This window comes from Hydrogenophaga sp., from assembly GCF_028698005.1.
GTDB lineage: Bacteria > Pseudomonadota > Gammaproteobacteria > Burkholderiales > Burkholderiaceae_C > Hydrogenophaga.
Genome location: NZ_JAQVEJ010000056.1, coordinates 1 through 16,172 on the forward strand (window position 1 = coordinate 1; position 16,172 = coordinate 16,172).

Here is a 16,172-nt window from a genome sequence, read left to right on the forward strand (position 1 = left end):
CCGATGGCCGTGTTGGGCCTGGGCCTGGTACTCAAGCCGATGCTGGCCTGGCGCATGCTGCGCGAGGAGGTGGTGGCCGTCGAACGGGCGCTGGAGGCGTCGATGGACGACGGACGGGAGCGGTTGTCGAGACTGGTGAGCCGCGACGTGGCGACACTCGCGCCGTCGCAGGTTCGCGAGGCCGCCATCGAGACGCTGGCGGAAAACCTGAACGATTCCGTGGTGGCGCCGCTGTTCTGGTTTGCCCTGCTGGGGTTGCCGGGGGCGGCACTGTACCGGTTCGCGAACACGGCCGACGCCATGTGGGGGTATCCGGGCATGCGCGAGGGACGGTACTGGCAGTGGGCCGGCAAGTGGGCAGCCCGGGCGGACGACGTGCTGTCGTGGGTGCCGGCGCGTCTGACGGCCGGACTGCTGGCGGTGGCGGGGGGGCTGGCCGATCCGCGCCGCCTCCTGCGCGAGGCCGCCAAGACGCCGTCGCCCAACGGTGGCTGGCCGATGTCTGCCATGGCGCTGGTGCTGGGGACGCGCCTGGGCAAACCCGGTGTCTACATCCTGAACCCGGACGCCCGGGCGCCGCTGCCACAGGACACGCTGCGTGCGGTCGGGCTCGGCACGCGCGTGGTGGTTGCGGTGGCCGTGCTGCTGGCACCGATGACCGTGGTGATGGCGGTTGCCAGGGGAGGCGCGGGATGAGCATCCTGGTACATGGCGGGCCGGACGCGCGGGGGATACCGGCCCATGACTTCTCCACCAATGCCAACGCCTGCGGCCCCTGTCCGGCGGCGCTGGCGGCCGTGCTCGCGGCCGATCGTGTCCGTTACCCCGATCCCGCCTACGCGGCCCTGCGCGAGCGGTTGGGGAGGCTGCATGGGGTGGCGCGGGAGCGCATCGTGATCGCGGCCAGCGCCAGCGAATTCATACGCCGCATGACCGCGTTCGCCGTTCGCCAGGGCCTGGGGCAGGTCGTTGTCCCGCGGCATGGCTTCGGCGACTATGCGGCCGCAGCGGCTGCCTGGGGGCTGGCGCTGCGCGCACAGGCCAGCGAAGGCCGGCCGGCGCTGCTCTGGGGCTGTGAGCCGTCGAGCCCGCTCGGCAGGGCCGACGAGGTGCTGGCGCAGACGGCGCCAGCGGGCAGCATCCGCATCCTCGACCGGGCCTATGCACCGCTGCGCATGGCCGGGGAACCGACGCCGGTGGCGGACGACATCTGGCAACTGTGGTCGCCCAACAAGGCGCTGGGCATGACCGGTGTCCGCGCGGCCTATGCGATCGCACCCGATGCGGCGCGGGCGCAGGCAATGGAGGCGATGGCACCGTCGTGGCCGCTGGGCGCCGACGGTGTGGCCTTGCTGCACGCCTGGGCCGGAGCCCAGGCATGGGTGCGGCAGTCGCTGGACACGCTGCGGGTCTGGAAGGCTGCGCAGCTTGCCCGGTGCACGGCGCTGGGCTGGGACGTGGTCCCCGGCAGTCTGGCGAACTTCTTCACGGTCCGGCTGCATCGGCCGGACGCGGAGGTGATGCTGGCAGCGCTGCGGGAACAGGGCATCAAGCTGCGCGACTGCACGTCCTTCGGCCTGCCCGGCCATGCGCGTCTGGGCGTGCTCGCGCCGTCAGCGCAGGACGCGCTGGCGCGGGCATGGCGGGCACTGGCCGACATGACGCCAGCGCGCACCATGGGCGTGGGAAAGGCAACCCGGGTGATGGCGCCGGCAGGTCAAGGCCCGCATCCGCATGAGGAGGGCAAGCCATGAGGACGGGGAAACAGGCTGAGGGCGCGCGTTGCGTCATGGTCGTGGGCACCAGCAGCGGCGCGGGCAAGAGCTTGTTGGCGACCGCGCTGTGCCGTTACTACGCGCGTCAGGGTCTGAAGGTGGCGCCGTTCAAGGCGCAGAACATGAGCAACAACGCCCGCGTCGTCGCCACACCGGACGGACGGCTGGGCGAGATCGGCTCGGCGCAGTATTTCCAGGCGCTGGCGGCGGGAGCCGAGCCCGACGTGCGCATGAACCCCCTGCTGCTCAAGCCCGAGGCCGACACGCGCAGCCAGGTGGTGCTGCTGGGTCAGGTGAGCCATGAACTGGGTGCCTTGCCCTGGCACGAGCGGGGCGGCCGCGTCTGGCCGGTGGTGGCACAGGCGCTCGACGAATTGCGCGCCAGCCACGATGTGGTCGTGATCGAGGGGGCCGGTTCACCTGCCGAGATCAACCTGCAGCACAGCGACATCGTGAACCTGCGCGTGGCGCGGCACGCCGGCGCGCGCTGCCTGCTCGTGACCGACATCGACCGCGGCGGCGCGTTCGCCCATCTGTACGGCACCTGGGCGCTGCTACCGGAAGCCGAACGGGCGCTGATCCGCGGATTCGTGCTCAACAAGTTCCGCGGCGATGCCGCGCTGCTGGCACCGGCGCCGCAGATGCTGGCGCGGCTCACCGGTGTGCCGGTGGTGGCAACCGTACCGATGGTGCGCGGGCATGGTCTGCCCGAGGAGGACGGCGTGTTCGACGCCTCGCCGTCGGGGGGTGGTGCCGCTGTCCGCGTCACCGTGGCGGTCATCGCCTATCCGCGCATCAGCAACCTGGACGAGTTCCAGCCGCTGCGTCAGGTGCCGGGGGTGCGCCTGGTGTGGGCGCGTCATCCGGCCGATTGCGCTGGCGCGGACTGGCTGGTGCTCCCGGGTTCCAAGGCCACGGCGGCGGACCTGGCGTGGCTGCGCGCCACCGGCCTGGACCGCACGGTGGCCGAACACGCAGCGCGCGGCGGCCGGGTGCTGGGGGTTTGCGGCGGCCTGCAGATGCTGGGTGAGGCGCTGGTCGATCCGCACGGCATCGATGGCAACGCGCCCGGACTCGGCCTGCTGCCGCTGGTGACGGTGTTCGCGCCGGACAAGACCGTGCGGCGGACCCGTACGCGCTTCGGTGCCATGCAGGGCGCCTGGCAGCCGCTGGCCGGGGTGGAGGTGGATGGCTACGAGATCCGCCACGGCCAGACCGCGCAACACCCCGCCATGGCCGCCAAGGGCGACATTGCCCGCGAGGTCATCCCCGGGCTGGCCTGGCAGAACCCGGCCGGCAACGTGCTGGGCCTGTACCTGCACGGCCTGTTCGAGGATGCCCGCGCCATGCAGGCGCTGTTCGGCGACGGCGGGCGCAGCCTCACCTCCGTTTTTGACGCCCTGGCCGATCTGGTCGGGCGGCATTTCGATCCGGGCGTGCTCGACGCCCTGGTCGTTCCCTGAGTTTCCTTGCTATCCGTACACACATGCCATTTCAGATTCCCGACGTACCCGACATCCACGATCCTCTGCTCGCGCAGCGCCTGCAGCAGCTCATCGACAACAAGACCAAGCCGCTCGGCTCGCTGGGTCGCCTCGAAACGCTGGCCCAGCGCATCGGGCTGGCCCTGGGCACCGAGGCGCCCGCACTGACGCAGCCGCAGATGGTGGTGTTTGCGGGCGACCACGGCCTCGCCGCGCGCGGTGTCTCGGCCTACCCAGGCGACGTGACGGCGCAGATGGTGGAGAACTTCCTGGCCGGCGGTGCCGCGGTCAGCGTGCTGGCGCGCCAGCATGGCATCGGCCTGACGGTGGTCGATTGCGGTGTGCGTCGCGACTTTGCCCCGCAACCCGGCCTGGTGATCAGCAAGCCGGCCAAGGGCACGGCCGATGCGCTCGAAGGGCCGGCGATGACCGATGCGCAGTGCCGCGCCGCGCTGGCGGGCGGGCAGGCCCTGCTGAGCCAGTTGCCGGGCAATGCGTTGCTGCTGGGCGAGATGGGCATCGGCAATACCTCCTCCGCCTCGCTGCTGATGAGCCGGCTCCTGGGACTGGACATTGCCGAGTGCACGGGCGCGGGCACCGGCATGGAAGGTGAGGCGCTGGCGCGCAAGACCGCCATCCTGCGCGAGGTGCTGGCACGCCATCCGGACGCCAGGGCGCCGCTGGAGGTGCTGGCCGCCTTTGGCGGCTTCGAGATTGCCACCATGGTGGGGGCTGTGCTGCAGGCGGCGGTGGAGCGCCGCGTGATCGTGGTCGATGGTTTCATCACCACGTCGGCCGTGCTGGTGGCCGCGGCACTGCAGCCCAATGTGCTGCAGCGCTGCGTGTTCTCGCACTGCTCGGGCGAGAAGGGGCACGCCCGCATGCTGGAGCACCTGGGCGTGCAGGCGCTGCTGAGCCTGGGACTGCGCCTGGGCGAGGGCTCGGGTGCGGCGCTGGCCTGGCCCCTGCTGGTCTCTGCCTGCGCGGTCCTGCGCGAGATGGCCAGCTTCGAGTCGGCAGGGGTGTCGCGCCAGGCCGAGGAGCCGGCGGCCGCCGGGGCATGATGGCCGTCCGATCATGACCCGCTTCGTCCGTCATTACCTGCTGGCGCTGCAGTTCTTCACCCGGGTGCCGGTGACGGGGCGGCTCGCCGGATGGGTCGGCTATTCGCCGGCCATGTTGCGCGCGAGCGCGGCCCATTACCCCGGTGTGGGCTGGCTGGTGGGTGGCGTGAGCGCCGGTGTGTTCGCGCTCGTCATGATGGCCTTGCCCCCCGTTGCGGCACTGCCCTGGGTGGCCGCCGTCACGAGCACGGTGGCCGGCGTCCTGCTCACCGGGGCCTTCCACGAGGACGGCCTGGCCGACACCGCCGATGGCCTGGGTGGCGGACTCACGCGCGAGCGTGCGCTGGAGATCATGAAGGATTCGCGCATCGGCACCTATGGCGCGATCGCGCTGGTGCTGGCCCTGCTGTCCAAGATCGCGCTGCTGGCCATGCTCGCGCAGGTGTCGCCCTGGATGGCGGTGCTGGGCCTGTTCGGTGCGCATGTGGTTTCTCGCCTGATGCCGATGTTCCTGATCCGCTTTCTCTCGCATGTGGGCGACACGGCGAAGTCCAAATCCAAGCCGCTGGCCGATGCGATCGAAGATGCGGCGCTGATGGCCGGTGTCGTCTGGGCGGCGTTGGCACTGTGGCTGCTGCTGTGGGTGTCGCCGGGCCTGCACTGGCTGTGGGCGCTGGCAGGCTCGGCCCTGGGCATGGGCTGGATGTGGCGCCTGCTGTGGCGCCGCCTGCAAGGCTTCACCGGCGACGGCCTGGGCGCGACGCAGCAGCTGTCCGAGGTGGGTTTTTATATCGGCCTGCTGCTGGCCCTGGGGCCCCTGAGCGCATGAAGCTGTGGCTGCTGCGCCATGCCCGGGTGAGCCTGCCCCCGGGGCTGTGCTATGGCGCCAGCGACGTGCCGGCGGATGAGGTGCACACCCGCATGGCGGCGCGACACTGGGCGCAGACGCTGCCGGCCGGATTGCGCCTGCGCGTGTCGGCGCTGGGCAGGGCGGGTCAACTGGCCCGCGCGCTCCGCGCGCTGCGCCCCGATCTGCCCGAGGCCCTGGTGGATGCGCGACTGAATGAAATGGACTTCGGCCGCTGGGAGCAACAGCACTGGGATGCCATTCCGCGCGCGGCCTTCGATGACTGGATGGCCGACTTTGCCCACCACCGGGTAGGGGGTGGTGAAAGCACGCAAACGGTGATCGATCGCGTGGCCGCAGCGCTCGCCGACGAACGCGCCCGGGCCAGTGAGGGCGATGCGGTCTGGTTCACCCATGCCGGTGTCATCCGTGCCGCGTGCTACCTCGCTGGTGGAGGCGTCACGCCGATTCCCGGCGTGGCGCACTGGCCGCGCGAGGCGCCCGGCCCGGGCGAGGGCCTGTGCCTGGCGTTGTGAAGGCGCTGTCCTGAAAGCCAGGTGCGGTAAAACCGGGTCATGAGCAAGCCGCAAACACCGTCCGAACCCTGGTCGCTGGGCCGCATGAAGGTCCTGGCGCTGGCGCTGCTGCTGATGGCGGCCGTGGTTTATGTGGGCGCCACGCTGATGGGGGACCGCCATCCGGCCTGGGGCTATGTCGCGGCGGCGGCCGAGGCCGCCATGATCGGTGCACTGGCCGACTGGTTCGCGGTCGTGGCGCTGTTCCGCCATCCCCTGGGGCTGCCGATTCCGCACACGCGCATCCTGCCGGCCAACAAGGACCGGCTGGGCCAGCGCCTGGCCGAGTTCCTGGACCAGCACTTCCTGACCCGCGACCGTGTTGACGACGCCCTGTCCCGCTGGGACATGAGCGGCGACCTGGTGGGCTGGCTCGCCGTGCCCGCGAACCGCGCCCGGGTGGCGGACGGTCTGGCCGATGCACTGCCCGACGTGCTGGCGGCGTTGCGGCGCGAGCCCGTACCGGGCTGGGTGGCGCGCGCCTCGCGCCGGCTGGTGCGTGAGCTGGATGTGGCCGCGCTGGGCGGTCAGGCCCTGCAGGCCCTGACCGAGCACCGCCACCACCAGCGGTGGTTCGACAGCGTGGCGGGCGAACTGGCGGACTGGGCGGCGCGCGAGAGCGTGCAGGAGCACTTGACCGAGGCCATCGCGCGCGAACTGGCCAAGCTGCGCTACGTGGGCCTGGACCAGGTCGCGGCCCGGCTGGCCACGCGCAAGCTGGTGGCCGCGCTCACGCGCATGCTGGCCGAGGCCGTGGCCGATCCGCAGCACGTGTGGCGGCTTCGCTTCGACGCCTGGATGAGTGAGGCCGCACAGCGCCTGCAAGGCGACGCCGCCTGGCAGGCGCAGGCCGCCGGCTGGCGCGACACCTGGCTGGCACAACCGCGCTGGGACGAGGCCGTGCAGGCCTGGTGGATCGAGCTGGCCGAGCGGTTGCGCACCGACCTGCGTGCGCCCGACAGCCGCCTTGTCGAGCGCCTGGGCACCTTGCTGGATACCCTGGTGGACCAGCTGGCGGGCGACCAGGACCTGCGCCAGGGCCTGAACCGGCAGATGCGTCAGGCGCTGCTGTCGGCGCTCGATCGCAGCCGTCCGGCGATCGTCGATTTCGTGGCCGAGCGGGTGCGCGCCTGGGATGCCGATGAGATGGGCGCGGTGCTGGAAACCCACATTGGCCGCGACCTGCAGTTCATCCGTATCAACGGCACCGTGGTGGGCGCGCTTGTCGGTGTGTTGCTGCACGCGGCCACACAGTGGTGGCTGCGCTGAGGCGCATGCTCAGGCGGTGGTCTTGTTGCGGAAGTTGCAGCACTCGGCCACCGCGCACCGTGGGCACTGGGGCTTGCGCGCCTGGCATACATAGCGGCCGTGCAGGATCAGCCAGTGGTGCGCGTCCACCAGATAGCGGGCCGGCACGCGTTTGAGCAATTGCTGCTCCACCGCCAGCGGCGTCTTGCCGACGGCCAGGCCGGTGCGGTTGCCGACGCGGAAGATGTGCGTGTCCACGGCCATCGTGGGCTCGCCGAAGGCCACGTTGAGCACCACGTTCGCGGTCTTGCGACCCACGCCGGGCAGGGCCTCCAGCGCCTCGCGCGTGCGTGGCACCTCGCCGCCATGGCGCTCGACCAGGATGCGGCAGGTTTCCATCAGGTGGCGGGCCTTGCTGCGGTACAGGCCAATGGTCTTGATGTAGGACTCCAGGCCTTCGAGGCCCAGATCCAGGATCTTCCGGGGCGTGTTCGCGACCGGAAACAGCCGCCGGGTCGCCTTGTTCACGCCCACGTCGGTGGCCTGTGCCGAGAGCAGCACCGCCGCCAGCAACTCGAACACGCTGGTGTATTCGAGCTCGGTCACCGGTTGCGGATTGGCGTCTTGCAGGATCGAGAAAAAACGCTCGATCTGTGCCGGGCTCATCGGCTTGCTCGTTGGCTCGCGATCGGACATGGTGCAGGCAGGGGGGTCGTGGAGGAACGTCGCCGAGTCTAGCGTTGCCAACGGGGGCGCAGGAATCCTGCACGCAAATTGGCGACAATGGTGGTCATCCTGATGACTCTTCCGACTACCATGCCCTTGACCACGCCCTTTGCCGACCGACTGCGCAACGTCGAAACCTCCGCCATCCGCGAGCTGTTCAAGCTGCTGGGCAGGCCCGGCATCATCAGTTTTGCGGGGGGCTTTCCCGACAGCGAACTGTTTGATGTCGACGGCATCCGCGAGGCCGTGAATGCGGCCCTGAGCGAAGAAGCCGGCGGTGCGCTGCAGTATGGCGCCACCGAGGGCTACCAGCCGCTGCGCGAGCAACTGGCCGGGTTCATGGCGACCAAGGGTGCGCATGGTGTGGCTGCCGGTGACCTGATCGTGACCACCGGCAGCCAGCAGGCGCTGGACCTGCTGGGCAAGACCCTGGTCTCACCCGGCGACAAGGTGATCGTCGAAGGCCCGACCTTCCTGGCCACCATCCAGTGTTTTCGCCTGTACGGCGCTGATCTGGTGAGCGCGCCGGTGGATGGTGACGGGGTGCAGACCGATGCGCTGGAGCGGCTCATCGTTGAGCACAAGCCCAAGTTCATCTACCTGATCCCGACTTTCGGCAACCCCAGCGGGGCCACGCTGACGCTGGAGCGCCGCCGGAAGGTGCTGGAGCTGGCGGTGCGACACCAGGTGCTGGTGGTCGAGGACGACCCCTACGGCGACCTGTACTTCGGTGATGCCCCGCCGCCGAGCCTGCTGGCCCTGTCCGCACAGGTACCCGGGAGCCGGGATTGCCTGGTGCACTGCGGCAGCCTGTCCAAGGTGCTGAGCCCTGGCCTGCGCGTCGGCTGGATGGTGGCACCGGCCGAGCTGCTGGCCAAGGCGACCATGTGCAAGCAGTTCAGCGATGCCCATACCAGCACCTTCGCCCAGGCCACCGCGGCCCGGTACCTCAAGGCCGGCCGCATGCCCGACACCCTGGCCAGGGTGCGTGCCGTGTATGCCGAGCGGGCCACTGCCATGGGCGATGCCTTGCGCAGCGAACTGGGCGATGCGCTCACGTTCGTCCAGCCCCAGGGGGGCTTGTTCATCTGGGCCCGCCTGACGGGGGCGGGTGGCCGGATAGCCGACGGTGGCGAGTTTGCCAGGCGGGCGGTCGAACAGGGGGTGGCCTTCGTCCCCGGGGCACCGTTCTATGCCAGCCAGCCCGACCACGCCACGCTGCGTCTGAGCTTTGCCACGGTGGGGGTGGACCGCATCCGCGAAGGTGTGGCCCGCCTGAAGGCAGCGCTCTGATCCGGCGGCGCGCCCGGGCGTGCGCGGCGCCGGACCGCAGGGACCTCCTGCAAGAGGTCCCTGCGGGTCTTCCGGGCGGTCAGAACTTGTGGCGGATGCCGACCGAATAGTTCTTGCCGCTTCCCGCACCGTCAAGCTTGTCGTTCATCAACACGCCGTAAAGCTCGGTGCGCGGGGACAGGCTGTGCAGGTAGCCCGCGCTGATCGTGGTGCGGTCGGCACCGGCATCGGGTGACAGACGGCCCGCCTGTGCCACCACGGCTCCCTTGCCGACGGGGAATCGCACGCCCAGGCCCAGAATGTCGTAACTCTTGTCCGTGCTCTTGTTGTCCACCGTGCCCAACTGGGCATAGAACTTGGCCGTGCCAAAGTCATACGCGGCGCCGGCCTGTACCGTCCGGGTGTTGTCGACGGCGCCGGCGGCACCGTCCTTCTTCACATCCTGATAGACCAGGGAGGCCGACAGCGGGCCGCCGCTGTAACCCAGGTTCAGGCCCACGTTGCGTCCGTCGGTGGCGGCATCCCCAGTCTTGAAGGCTGCCGAAACGCCGAAGCGCAAGCCCCCGAACGAGGGGCTGGCGTAGGACACCGAGTCGTCCCAACCCGTGTCGCCCGTGGTGGTGCCACTGGTGAAGTAGTGGCGGATGCTGGGGGAGTAGCCGAACGAATCGCCCAGGGCGTTGAACATGAGGGTGGAGACGAACAGCGCCGTGGTGTTGCGGCCGAACGTGACCGTGCCCAACTGGTTGCTGGACAGGCCCACCGAGGCGGTGCGCGAGAACATCGGGTCGCCATCGAAGCGGCCGGCGCCGCCATTCGTCAGGCGCACGAAGCTTTCGAGTTTGAACACGGCCGAGACACCGCCACCCAGGTCTTCCTTGCCACCGATACCCCAGAAGCTGGTGCTCAGCTTGCCGCTGTCGGCCGCATTGACGGCCTTGGCACCGGGCGCCTGGGTGCGCCCGACGCTCATGTCGACCAGGCCATACAGAGAGACCGAACCCTGGGCATGGGCAGCAACGCCAGCCATCGCGAGCATGGCGGCACAGGTCAGTTGGGAATAGCGGGAAAAGGACATGAAATGGCTCCGGTTGGGAAGACTCGGGTGATGAACGCCTGCCGATGCAGGACGTCCACCTCCCATGCAATCCCTGTGCCACATCTGGTCACAACTGCGGTCCTGCGGCTGGCCGATGCGGGCACCTGATCGGTGCGCGATGCGCCTTGTCCGGGTGCGCGCTACCATCGGTGCTCTCCAAGGCTGCGCACCCTGTATCCATGAACGTGCATCGACTCGATGTTGAAGGCCTGTCGGTGGTGATCGAGGGCGAAGGGCCGGTGGTCGTTTTTCTGCACGGCTGGCCAGACTCCCCGGCCCTGTGGGATGGCCTGGTGGCTTCGCTGCGCGGGCGCTGGACCTGCGTGCGCTTGGCACTGCCGGGGTTCGATCTTTCGCGTCCCCCACGGCCCGTGTCGGTCGACGAGATGTGCCGCCTGCTCGCGGTCGTGGTCGATGCGGTCAGCCCCGGAGCACCCGTCACGCTCGTGCTGCACGACTGGGGCTGCTTCTTCGGTTACGAGTACGCGGCGCGGCACGTCGATCGCGTGGTCCGCGTGGTGGGGGTCGACATCGGCGACAGCAACTCCGGCGCCTATCTGAAGGGGCTGACGGCGCGGGAAAAACTGCTGATCGCCGGCTACCAGCTCTGGTTGGCCACGGCCTGGAAGCTGGGCGCCTGGTGGCCGTCGCTCGCCGACCGGCTCACGCGTTTCATGGCCCGCCAGGTGGGGTGCCGCACGGACCCTGCCGCCATCGGCTGGCAGATGAACTACCCTTACGCCATGCAATGGTTCGGCAGTTACGGCGGCTTGCGCGGCGTGGCGCGGGTGCACAAGGTGTTCGGCCCGCGCATCCCCATCCTGTTCTGCTACGGCCGCCGCAAGCCCTTCATGTTCCACTCGCAGCCATGGGTCGAGTCGCTCGACAACATGCCGGGCAGTGCGGCGCGCGGGTTCGACGCCGGCCACTGGTTGATGCGCCAGCAGCCCGCCGAGTTCGCGCAGGTGGTCTCGGCCTGGCTCGACCGTTCGCGGGAGGCCGCTTGAAGACCCACGAACTGGAGCGCCTGTTCGAGGTCCGGATGCCCTACGGCAAGTACGAAGGGCGGCGCATCGCCGACCTGCCGGGGCACTACCTCAACTGGTTCGCCCGCGAAGGCTTCCCCCGGGGCGAACTGGGCCGCCTGATCGCCCTGATGCACGAGATCGACCACAACGGCCTGGGCGACATCCTGCGCCCGCTGCGGACCCGCTACGGGCGCGACGAGCCCGCGCGCCGATAATCGGCCCATGAGCCAGTCCTCCCACTACCGCGTCCGTCTCCACACCCCGGACGGGGGCAGCGCGTCGACCCGCCAGCAGGCCGAGCGCGCCTTCGCTCGCGCGCTCGACGCGTCGCTGGGCGATCCGGCGATGGTGCTGCCGGTCTACCACGCCGTGCAGCGCATCCGGGTCATGCACGGCGACCCGCCCGACAGCGAGGCCCTTGGCAACGACGAGCGCATGCTCTACGAGCACTGGCTGCAGGCCGAATCCGCCGCGCTGGAGGCGGTGTGGGGGCCGCACCGCCACCTGGACGAAGGCGGTTACGAGATCCTGCCGCCCGGACCGGCGCAGGGTTGAGGCGCGCTCAGCGCAGCACTTCCAGCAGCCGGTCCAGGCCCCCCTCGTTGATGGCGACCATGGCCTGCTCGCGCACCTTGGGCTTGGCGTGGTAGGCCACCGACAGGCCGGCGACATCCATCATCGGCAGGTCGTTGGCCCCGTCGCCCATCGCGATGCACTGCGATGGCTCGATGTTCAGCAGCGACGCCACTTCGAGCAGCGTGCGGCGCTTTTCGGCACCGTCGCAGATGTCGCCCCAGGTCTGTTCGACCAGGTGCCCGGTCAGCTCGCCGCAGTTGGGCCCGCTGTGCACCTCGAGCACGTTGGCGCGCATGAAGTCGATGCCCAGCGTGTCGCGCACGCGCTCGGCGAAGAAGGTGAAGCCGCCCGACACCAGCAGCACCTTCATGCCGGCCGCCTTGCAGGCCTTGATCAGCTCGGCCGCGCCGGGGTTGATGCGCAGGCGTTCGACATAGACGCGTTCCATGTCGGCGATGGTCACGCCGCGCAGCAGCGCCACGCGCCGCCGCAGGCTGTCCTTGAAGTCGGTGATCTCGCCGCGCATGGCGGCCTCGGTGATCGCGGCCACTTCGGCCTTGCGGCCCACCGCATCGGCGATTTCGTCCACACACTCGATGTTGATCAGCGTGGAGTCCATGTCGAAGGCGATGAGCTTGTAATTGCTCAGCCGCAGCGGCGGCGTGAAGCCCCGGACGACGAGGCCGGGGGCAAATTCGGATGCGGAGGTCATCCCGGAATTATCGCGGCTGCTGCGATGGCAGCAGGGCGGACAGGGCGGCTTCGGCCTCGGGCAGCGGCACGTGGCCGGCCATCACCAACTGGGCCAGGCCGTGTACCGTGCCCCACAGGGCGGTGGCGATGGGGCCCGTGTCGCCCGGTGGCAGCACACCGAAGCGCTGCGCTTCGTCCACGCAGGCGGCCAACAGCGCCTCGTTCGCGGTGATCAGGGGTGCCATGTCTTCCGTCGGGGTGCCGGGCTTGCAGTACTGCGGATCGAACACCAGTGCAAAGGCATGCGGCTCGCGGGCGGCGAAACGGACATAGGCATGGCCGAGCGCCAGCAGACGTCCGCGTGGCGAGTCCTCGGCGGCCACGGCCGCCTGCTGTGCCTGCAACAGCCGTCGCATGGCCTCCACCCCGGCGGCGCGGATCAGGCCCTGCCGATCGGTGAAGTAGTGGTAGGGCGCCGCATGGCTCACCTGGGCCGCGCGTGCCAGTTCGCGCAGGCTCAACTGCGCGGCGGGCGTGACCGACAGCAGATCCATGGCCGCATCCAGCAGGGCCTGGCGCAGATTGCCGTGGTGGTAGGGACGGCGGCCACCGGATGAACTTGACATGAGAAAGATTCTAGCGGAGACTCCGCCCGTCAATGTTGACAATGTCAAGATCAAGGAAAGGCAGGTATTTCATGGCCGATGTACTCATCATCGACGGGCATCCGGACGCGTCATCGCTGTGCGCGGCACTGGCGCAAAGCCATGCCGGGGGCCTCCGCTCGGGCGGCGCCCAAGCCACGGTGCTGGCGCTGCGCGATCTGCGCTTCGACCCCATCCTGCGGGCGAGCTACCACGGCCACCAGCCGCTGGAGCCCGACCTGCGCCACGCCCAGGCATTGATGGGCGCTGCGCGGCGCCTGGTGTTGGTCACTCCCATCTGGTGGGGCGCGATGCCGGCACTGCTCAAGGGCTTCTTCGACCGGGTGCTGGAGCGTGGCTGGGCGTTTCGCTACCTGCCCAATGGGCGGGCCGAGGGCCTGCTGGCCGGGCGCAGCGCCCGTGTCATCATCACCAGCGACTCCCCGGGCTTTTACCTGCGTTTCATCCAGGGCGACCCGACCGCCAAGGCCCTGGTGCGCAGTACCCTGAAGTTCTGCGGCCTCCAACCGGTGGACATGACCCGCATCGGCCCGGTGCACCGCGCCAGTGCCGACCAGCGCGAACGCTGGCTGGCCCAGGTCCGCGCGCAAGGCCAGGCCGATGCCGCCCGTTTGCCTGCGGCCGATGCCGTCAGGCCGGCACCGCCTCGGTCATCGTCAGAGGCTGCCCCAGCGCCCTGAGCACGTCGCGCACCATCTGCACCCGGTCCTTGACTTCGGGCAGGGCTTTTTCGATGCGCAGCTTCTCGTTGCCGGCCAGCTTGATGTGCCGGTTCTTCTGGATCAGCTCGATGATGCGCATCGGCTCGACCGGCGGATTGGGCTTGAAGGTGATGTGGATGACGCCCGGCGCCGCATCGACCTTGATCACGCCGTAGGGCTGCGACAGCACCCGCAGCCGGTGCACGTCGATCAGGTTCTGTGCCTGTGGCGGCAGCTTGCCGAAGCGGTCCACGATCTCTTCCAGCAGCGTGTCCACCTGGTCGGCCGTCTTCGCGGTGGCCAGCTTCTTGTAGAAGCTCAGGCGCAGGTGGACGTCGCCGCAGTAGTCGTTGGGCAGCAGGGCGGGGGCGTGCAGGTTGATGTCGGTGGTGACCGACAGCGGCGCCAGCAGGTCGGGTTCGCGGCCGGCCTTGAGCGAGCGCACCGCCTCGGCCAGCATCTCGTTGTAAAGCTGGAAGCCCACCTCCATCATGTTGCCGCTCTGGCTCTCGCCCAGCACCTCGCCGGCGCCCCGGATCTCCAGGTCGTGCATGGCCAGGTAGAAGCCGCTGCCCAGTTCCTCCATCTGCTGGATGGCTTCCAGGCGCTGGGCGGCCTGTTTGGTCAGGCTCTCCATGTCGGGGACCAGCAGGTAGGCATAAGCCTGGTGGTGGCTGCGGCCCACGCGGCCACGCAACTGATGCAGTTGCGCCAGACCGAACTTGTCGGCGCGCGCGATCACAATGGTATTGGCCGTGGGCACGTCGATGCCGGTCTCGATGATGGTCGAGCACAGCAGCAGGTTGAAGCGCTGCGCCACGAAGTCGCGCATCACGCGCTCGAGTTCGCGCTCGGGCATCTGGCCATGCGCGATGGCGATGCGTGCCTCGGGTAGCAGCTTTTCCAGCGCCTGGCGCCGGTTCTCGATGGTTTCGACCTCGTTGTGCAGGAAGTACACCTGGCCGCCGCGCTTGAGTTCGCGCAGCACCGCCTCGCGGATCACCCCGCTGCCCTCGTTGCGCACGAAGGTCTTGATCGCCAGGCGCCGCTGCGGCGCGGTGGCGATCACGCTCAGATCGCGCAGGCCTTCGAGTGCCATGCCCAGCGTGCGCGGGATCGGCGTCGCCGTGAGGGTGAGCACGTCCACCTCGGCGCGCAACTGCTTCATCGCTTCCTTGTGGCGCACGCCGAAGCGGTGCTCCTCGTCGATGATGAGCAGGCCCAGGTTCTTGAACTGCGCCTTTTCCGACAGCAGCTTGTGCGTGCCCACCACGATGTCCACGCTGCCGTCGGCGATGCCTTTCATGGCGGCCGTGATCTCCTTGGCGGAGCGGAAGCGGCTCATCTCGGCGACCTTCACCGGCCATTTGGCGAAGCGGTCCACCAGCGTCTGGTAGTGCTGCTCGGCCAGCAGTGTGGTCGGTGCGAGGAAGGCCACCTGCTTGCCGCCGGTCACCGCCACGAAGGCCGCGCGCAGGGCCACCTCGGTCTTGCCGAAGCCCACATCGCCGCAGACCAGGCGGTCCATCGGCTGTGGGCTGATCATGTCCTGGATCACGGCGTGGATGGCCGCCTTCTGGTCAGCCGTTTCCTCGAAGCCGAAGTCGTTGGCGAAGGTCTCGTAGTCCTGTGCGCTGAAGCGGAACGCATGGCCCTGGCGGGCGGCGCGGCGCGCATAGATGTTCAGCAGTTCGGCCGCGGCGTCGCGCACCTGCTCGGCGGCCTTGCGCTTGGCCTTCTCCCACTGACCGCTGCCCAGCTTGTGCAGTGGTGCCTCCTCGGCGCTGACGCCCGTGTAGCGGCCAATCTGGTGCAACTGACTCACCGGCACGTAAAGCACGGCCTCGTTGGCGTACTCCAGGTGCAGGAACTCCTGCAGGGCGGGCGTGCCGTCGGGGTTCTTCTCGCCCATGTCGAGGTTGACCAGCCCACGGTAGCGGCCGATGCCGTGCTGCGTGTGCACCACCGGATCGCCCACGTTCAGCTCGCTCAGATCCTTGATCAACGCATCGACATCGCTGACCTGCTCCTGTCGCTTGCGCCGGCGCGTGGTCGGCCCGGCCGCGAACAGTTCGGTCTCGGTGACGAAGTCGATTCCTTGCTCGATCCAGGCGAAGCCGGCCATCAGCGCCGCCGTGGCCATGCCCACTTTCTCGTCGCTGCGCTGGAACTCGTCGAGCGAGTCGAACACGGGCGGATTCACGCCACTGGCGCGCAGAAAGTCCAGCAGACTTTCGCGCCGGCCGTCGCTCTCGGCCAGGATCAGCATGCGGTGCGCCGAGCGCTGCAGATGGGCCTGCAACCGCGCCAGCGGATCTTCGGCGCCGCGCACGACGGTCAGTTCGGGCAGTTGCTGGGCAAACGCGTTGTCGGCGATGTCCTCGACCGCCGGCCGGAT

17 protein-coding genes are annotated in these 16,172 nt (G+C 69.3%); 12 read left to right on the forward strand and 5 right to left on the reverse strand.

From position 1 onward, the window contains the following. From cbiB to PHQ87_RS07735, 7 genes are all read left to right on the forward strand, one after another. Positions 1–696: adenosylcobinamide-phosphate synthase CbiB (gene cbiB, locus PHQ87_RS07705; protein ID WP_300232745.1), on the forward strand; the 696-nt coding region annotated here is incomplete at its 5' end. Further along, positions 693–1,754: an aminotransferase class I/II-fold pyridoxal phosphate-dependent enzyme gene (locus tag PHQ87_RS07710; RefSeq protein ID WP_300232747.1), complete on the forward strand. Its 1,062-nt coding sequence runs from the start codon at positions 693–695 to the stop codon at positions 1,752–1,754. The genes cbiB and PHQ87_RS07710, both read left to right, overlap by 4 nt. Further along, a complete protein-coding gene (locus tag PHQ87_RS07715; protein WP_300232749.1) occupies positions 1,751–3,238 on the forward strand; it encodes a cobyric acid synthase in 1,488 nt (495 codons plus the stop codon). Before PHQ87_RS07710 ends, PHQ87_RS07715 begins: the two co-directional genes overlap by 4 nt. 23 nt (positions 3,239–3,261) lie before the next feature. Continuing rightward, positions 3,262–4,323 (forward strand): nicotinate-nucleotide--dimethylbenzimidazole phosphoribosyltransferase, encoded by a 1,062-nt coding sequence (gene cobT, locus PHQ87_RS07720; protein ID WP_300232751.1) that lies wholly within the window; start codon positions 3,262–3,264, stop codon positions 4,321–4,323. A 13-nt stretch (positions 4,324–4,336) separates the two neighbouring features. After that, complete coding sequence (locus PHQ87_RS07725; RefSeq protein ID WP_300232753.1) at positions 4,337–5,152, forward strand: adenosylcobinamide-GDP ribazoletransferase; 816 nt, start codon at positions 4,337–4,339, stop codon at positions 5,150–5,152. Further along, entirely contained in the window at positions 5,149–5,706 is a 558-nt protein-coding gene (locus PHQ87_RS07730; RefSeq protein WP_300232755.1) for a histidine phosphatase family protein, read from the forward strand. Before PHQ87_RS07725 ends, PHQ87_RS07730 begins: the two co-directional genes overlap by 4 nt. A 39-nt stretch (positions 5,707–5,745) precedes the next feature. Continuing rightward, on the forward strand, positions 5,746–7,014 hold the full coding sequence (locus PHQ87_RS07735) for a DUF445 domain-containing protein (protein ID WP_300232757.1): 1,269 nt from the start codon (positions 5,746–5,748) through the stop codon (positions 7,012–7,014). Between the two features lie 9 nt (positions 7,015–7,023). Here the strand turns inward: PHQ87_RS07735 and nth are convergent, their stop codons facing one another. Beyond that, complete coding sequence (gene nth, locus PHQ87_RS07740; RefSeq protein WP_300232759.1) at positions 7,024–7,659, reverse strand: endonuclease III; 636 nt, start codon at positions 7,657–7,659, stop codon at positions 7,024–7,026. Between the two features lie 150 nt (positions 7,660–7,809). Here nth and PHQ87_RS07745 point away from each other — a divergent pair, with 150 nt between their 5' ends. Then, entirely contained in the window at positions 7,810–9,012 is a 1,203-nt protein-coding gene (locus PHQ87_RS07745; protein ID WP_300232777.1) for a PLP-dependent aminotransferase family protein, read from the forward strand. Between the two features lie 79 nt (positions 9,013–9,091). Here PHQ87_RS07745 and PHQ87_RS07750 read toward each other — a convergent pair whose 3' ends face one another. Further along, positions 9,092–10,090 carry a porin gene (locus PHQ87_RS07750; RefSeq protein ID WP_300232761.1) on the reverse strand — a complete coding sequence of 333 codons (999 nt, stop codon included), beginning with the start codon at positions 10,088–10,090 and terminating at the stop codon, positions 9,092–9,094. A gap of 200 nt (positions 10,091–10,290) precedes the next feature. On the opposite strand from PHQ87_RS07750, the gene PHQ87_RS07755 reads away from it, so the two are divergent. The 3 genes from PHQ87_RS07755 to PHQ87_RS07765 are packed head-to-tail and all read left to right on the forward strand — an operon-like array spanning position 10,291 to position 11,694. Beyond that, positions 10,291–11,118 carry an alpha/beta hydrolase gene (locus PHQ87_RS07755; RefSeq protein ID WP_300232763.1) on the forward strand — a complete coding sequence of 276 codons (828 nt, stop codon included), beginning with the start codon at positions 10,291–10,293 and terminating at the stop codon, positions 11,116–11,118. Beyond that, positions 11,115–11,354: a DUF3820 family protein gene (locus PHQ87_RS07760; protein ID WP_300232765.1), complete on the forward strand. Its 240-nt coding sequence runs from the start codon at positions 11,115–11,117 to the stop codon at positions 11,352–11,354. Before PHQ87_RS07755 ends, PHQ87_RS07760 begins: the two co-directional genes overlap by 4 nt. A gap of 7 nt (positions 11,355–11,361) precedes the next feature. Further along, positions 11,362–11,694 carry a hypothetical protein gene (locus tag PHQ87_RS07765; RefSeq protein ID WP_300232767.1) on the forward strand — a complete coding sequence of 111 codons (333 nt, stop codon included), beginning with the start codon at positions 11,362–11,364 and terminating at the stop codon, positions 11,692–11,694. A 7-nt stretch (positions 11,695–11,701) separates the two neighbouring features. Here the strand turns inward: PHQ87_RS07765 and serB are convergent, their stop codons facing one another. Both serB and PHQ87_RS07775 read right to left on the reverse strand, forming a co-directional pair. Continuing rightward, positions 11,702–12,427 (reverse strand): phosphoserine phosphatase SerB, encoded by a 726-nt coding sequence (gene serB / locus PHQ87_RS07770; RefSeq protein WP_300232769.1) that lies wholly within the window; start codon positions 12,425–12,427, stop codon positions 11,702–11,704. 7 nt (positions 12,428–12,434) lie between these two features. Next, entirely contained in the window at positions 12,435–13,034 is a 600-nt protein-coding gene (locus PHQ87_RS07775) for a TetR/AcrR family transcriptional regulator (RefSeq protein ID WP_300232771.1), read from the reverse strand. A gap of 71 nt (positions 13,035–13,105) precedes the next feature. On the opposite strand from PHQ87_RS07775, the gene PHQ87_RS07780 reads away from it, so the two are divergent. Further along, complete coding sequence (locus PHQ87_RS07780) at positions 13,106–13,753, forward strand: NAD(P)H-dependent oxidoreductase (RefSeq protein ID WP_300232773.1); 648 nt, start codon at positions 13,106–13,108, stop codon at positions 13,751–13,753. On the opposite strand, the gene mfd is transcribed toward PHQ87_RS07780, so the two are convergent. After that, positions 13,704–16,172, reverse strand: a 2,469-nt coding sequence (gene mfd / locus PHQ87_RS07785; protein ID WP_300232775.1) for a transcription-repair coupling factor, incomplete at its 5' end; no start/stop codon positions are given. The genes PHQ87_RS07780 and mfd overlap by 50 nt on opposite strands.

Coding starts and splice junctions, on each gene's coding strand:
- PHQ87_RS07710 (WP_300232747.1), top strand. CDS start 693: ATGAGCATCCTGGTACATGGCGGGCCGGACGCGCGGGGGATACCGGCC.
- PHQ87_RS07715 (WP_300232749.1), top strand. CDS start 1,751: ATGAGGACGGGGAAACAGGCTGAGGGCGCGCGTTGCGTCATGGTCGTG.
- cobT (WP_300232751.1), top strand. CDS start 3,262: ATGCCATTTCAGATTCCCGACGTACCCGACATCCACGATCCTCTGCTC.
- PHQ87_RS07725 (WP_300232753.1), top strand. CDS start 4,337: ATGACCCGCTTCGTCCGTCATTACCTGCTGGCGCTGCAGTTCTTCACC.
- PHQ87_RS07730 (WP_300232755.1), top strand. CDS start 5,149: ATGAAGCTGTGGCTGCTGCGCCATGCCCGGGTGAGCCTGCCCCCGGGG.
- PHQ87_RS07735 (WP_300232757.1), top strand. CDS start 5,746: ATGAGCAAGCCGCAAACACCGTCCGAACCCTGGTCGCTGGGCCGCATG.
- nth (WP_300232759.1), bottom strand. CDS start 7,659: ATGAGCCCGGCACAGATCGAGCGTTTTTTCTCGATCCTGCAAGACGCC.
- PHQ87_RS07745 (WP_300232777.1), top strand. CDS start 7,810: ATGCCCTTGACCACGCCCTTTGCCGACCGACTGCGCAACGTCGAAACC.
- PHQ87_RS07750 (WP_300232761.1), bottom strand. CDS start 10,090: ATGTCCTTTTCCCGCTATTCCCAACTGACCTGTGCCGCCATGCTCGCG.
- PHQ87_RS07755 (WP_300232763.1), top strand. CDS start 10,291: ATGAACGTGCATCGACTCGATGTTGAAGGCCTGTCGGTGGTGATCGAG.
- PHQ87_RS07765 (WP_300232767.1), top strand. CDS start 11,362: ATGAGCCAGTCCTCCCACTACCGCGTCCGTCTCCACACCCCGGACGGG.
- serB (WP_300232769.1), bottom strand. CDS start 12,427: ATGACCTCCGCATCCGAATTTGCCCCCGGCCTCGTCGTCCGGGGCTTC.
- PHQ87_RS07775 (WP_300232771.1), bottom strand. CDS start 13,034: ATGTCAAGTTCATCCGGTGGCCGCCGTCCCTACCACCACGGCAATCTG.
- PHQ87_RS07780 (WP_300232773.1), top strand. CDS start 13,106: ATGGCCGATGTACTCATCATCGACGGGCATCCGGACGCGTCATCGCTG.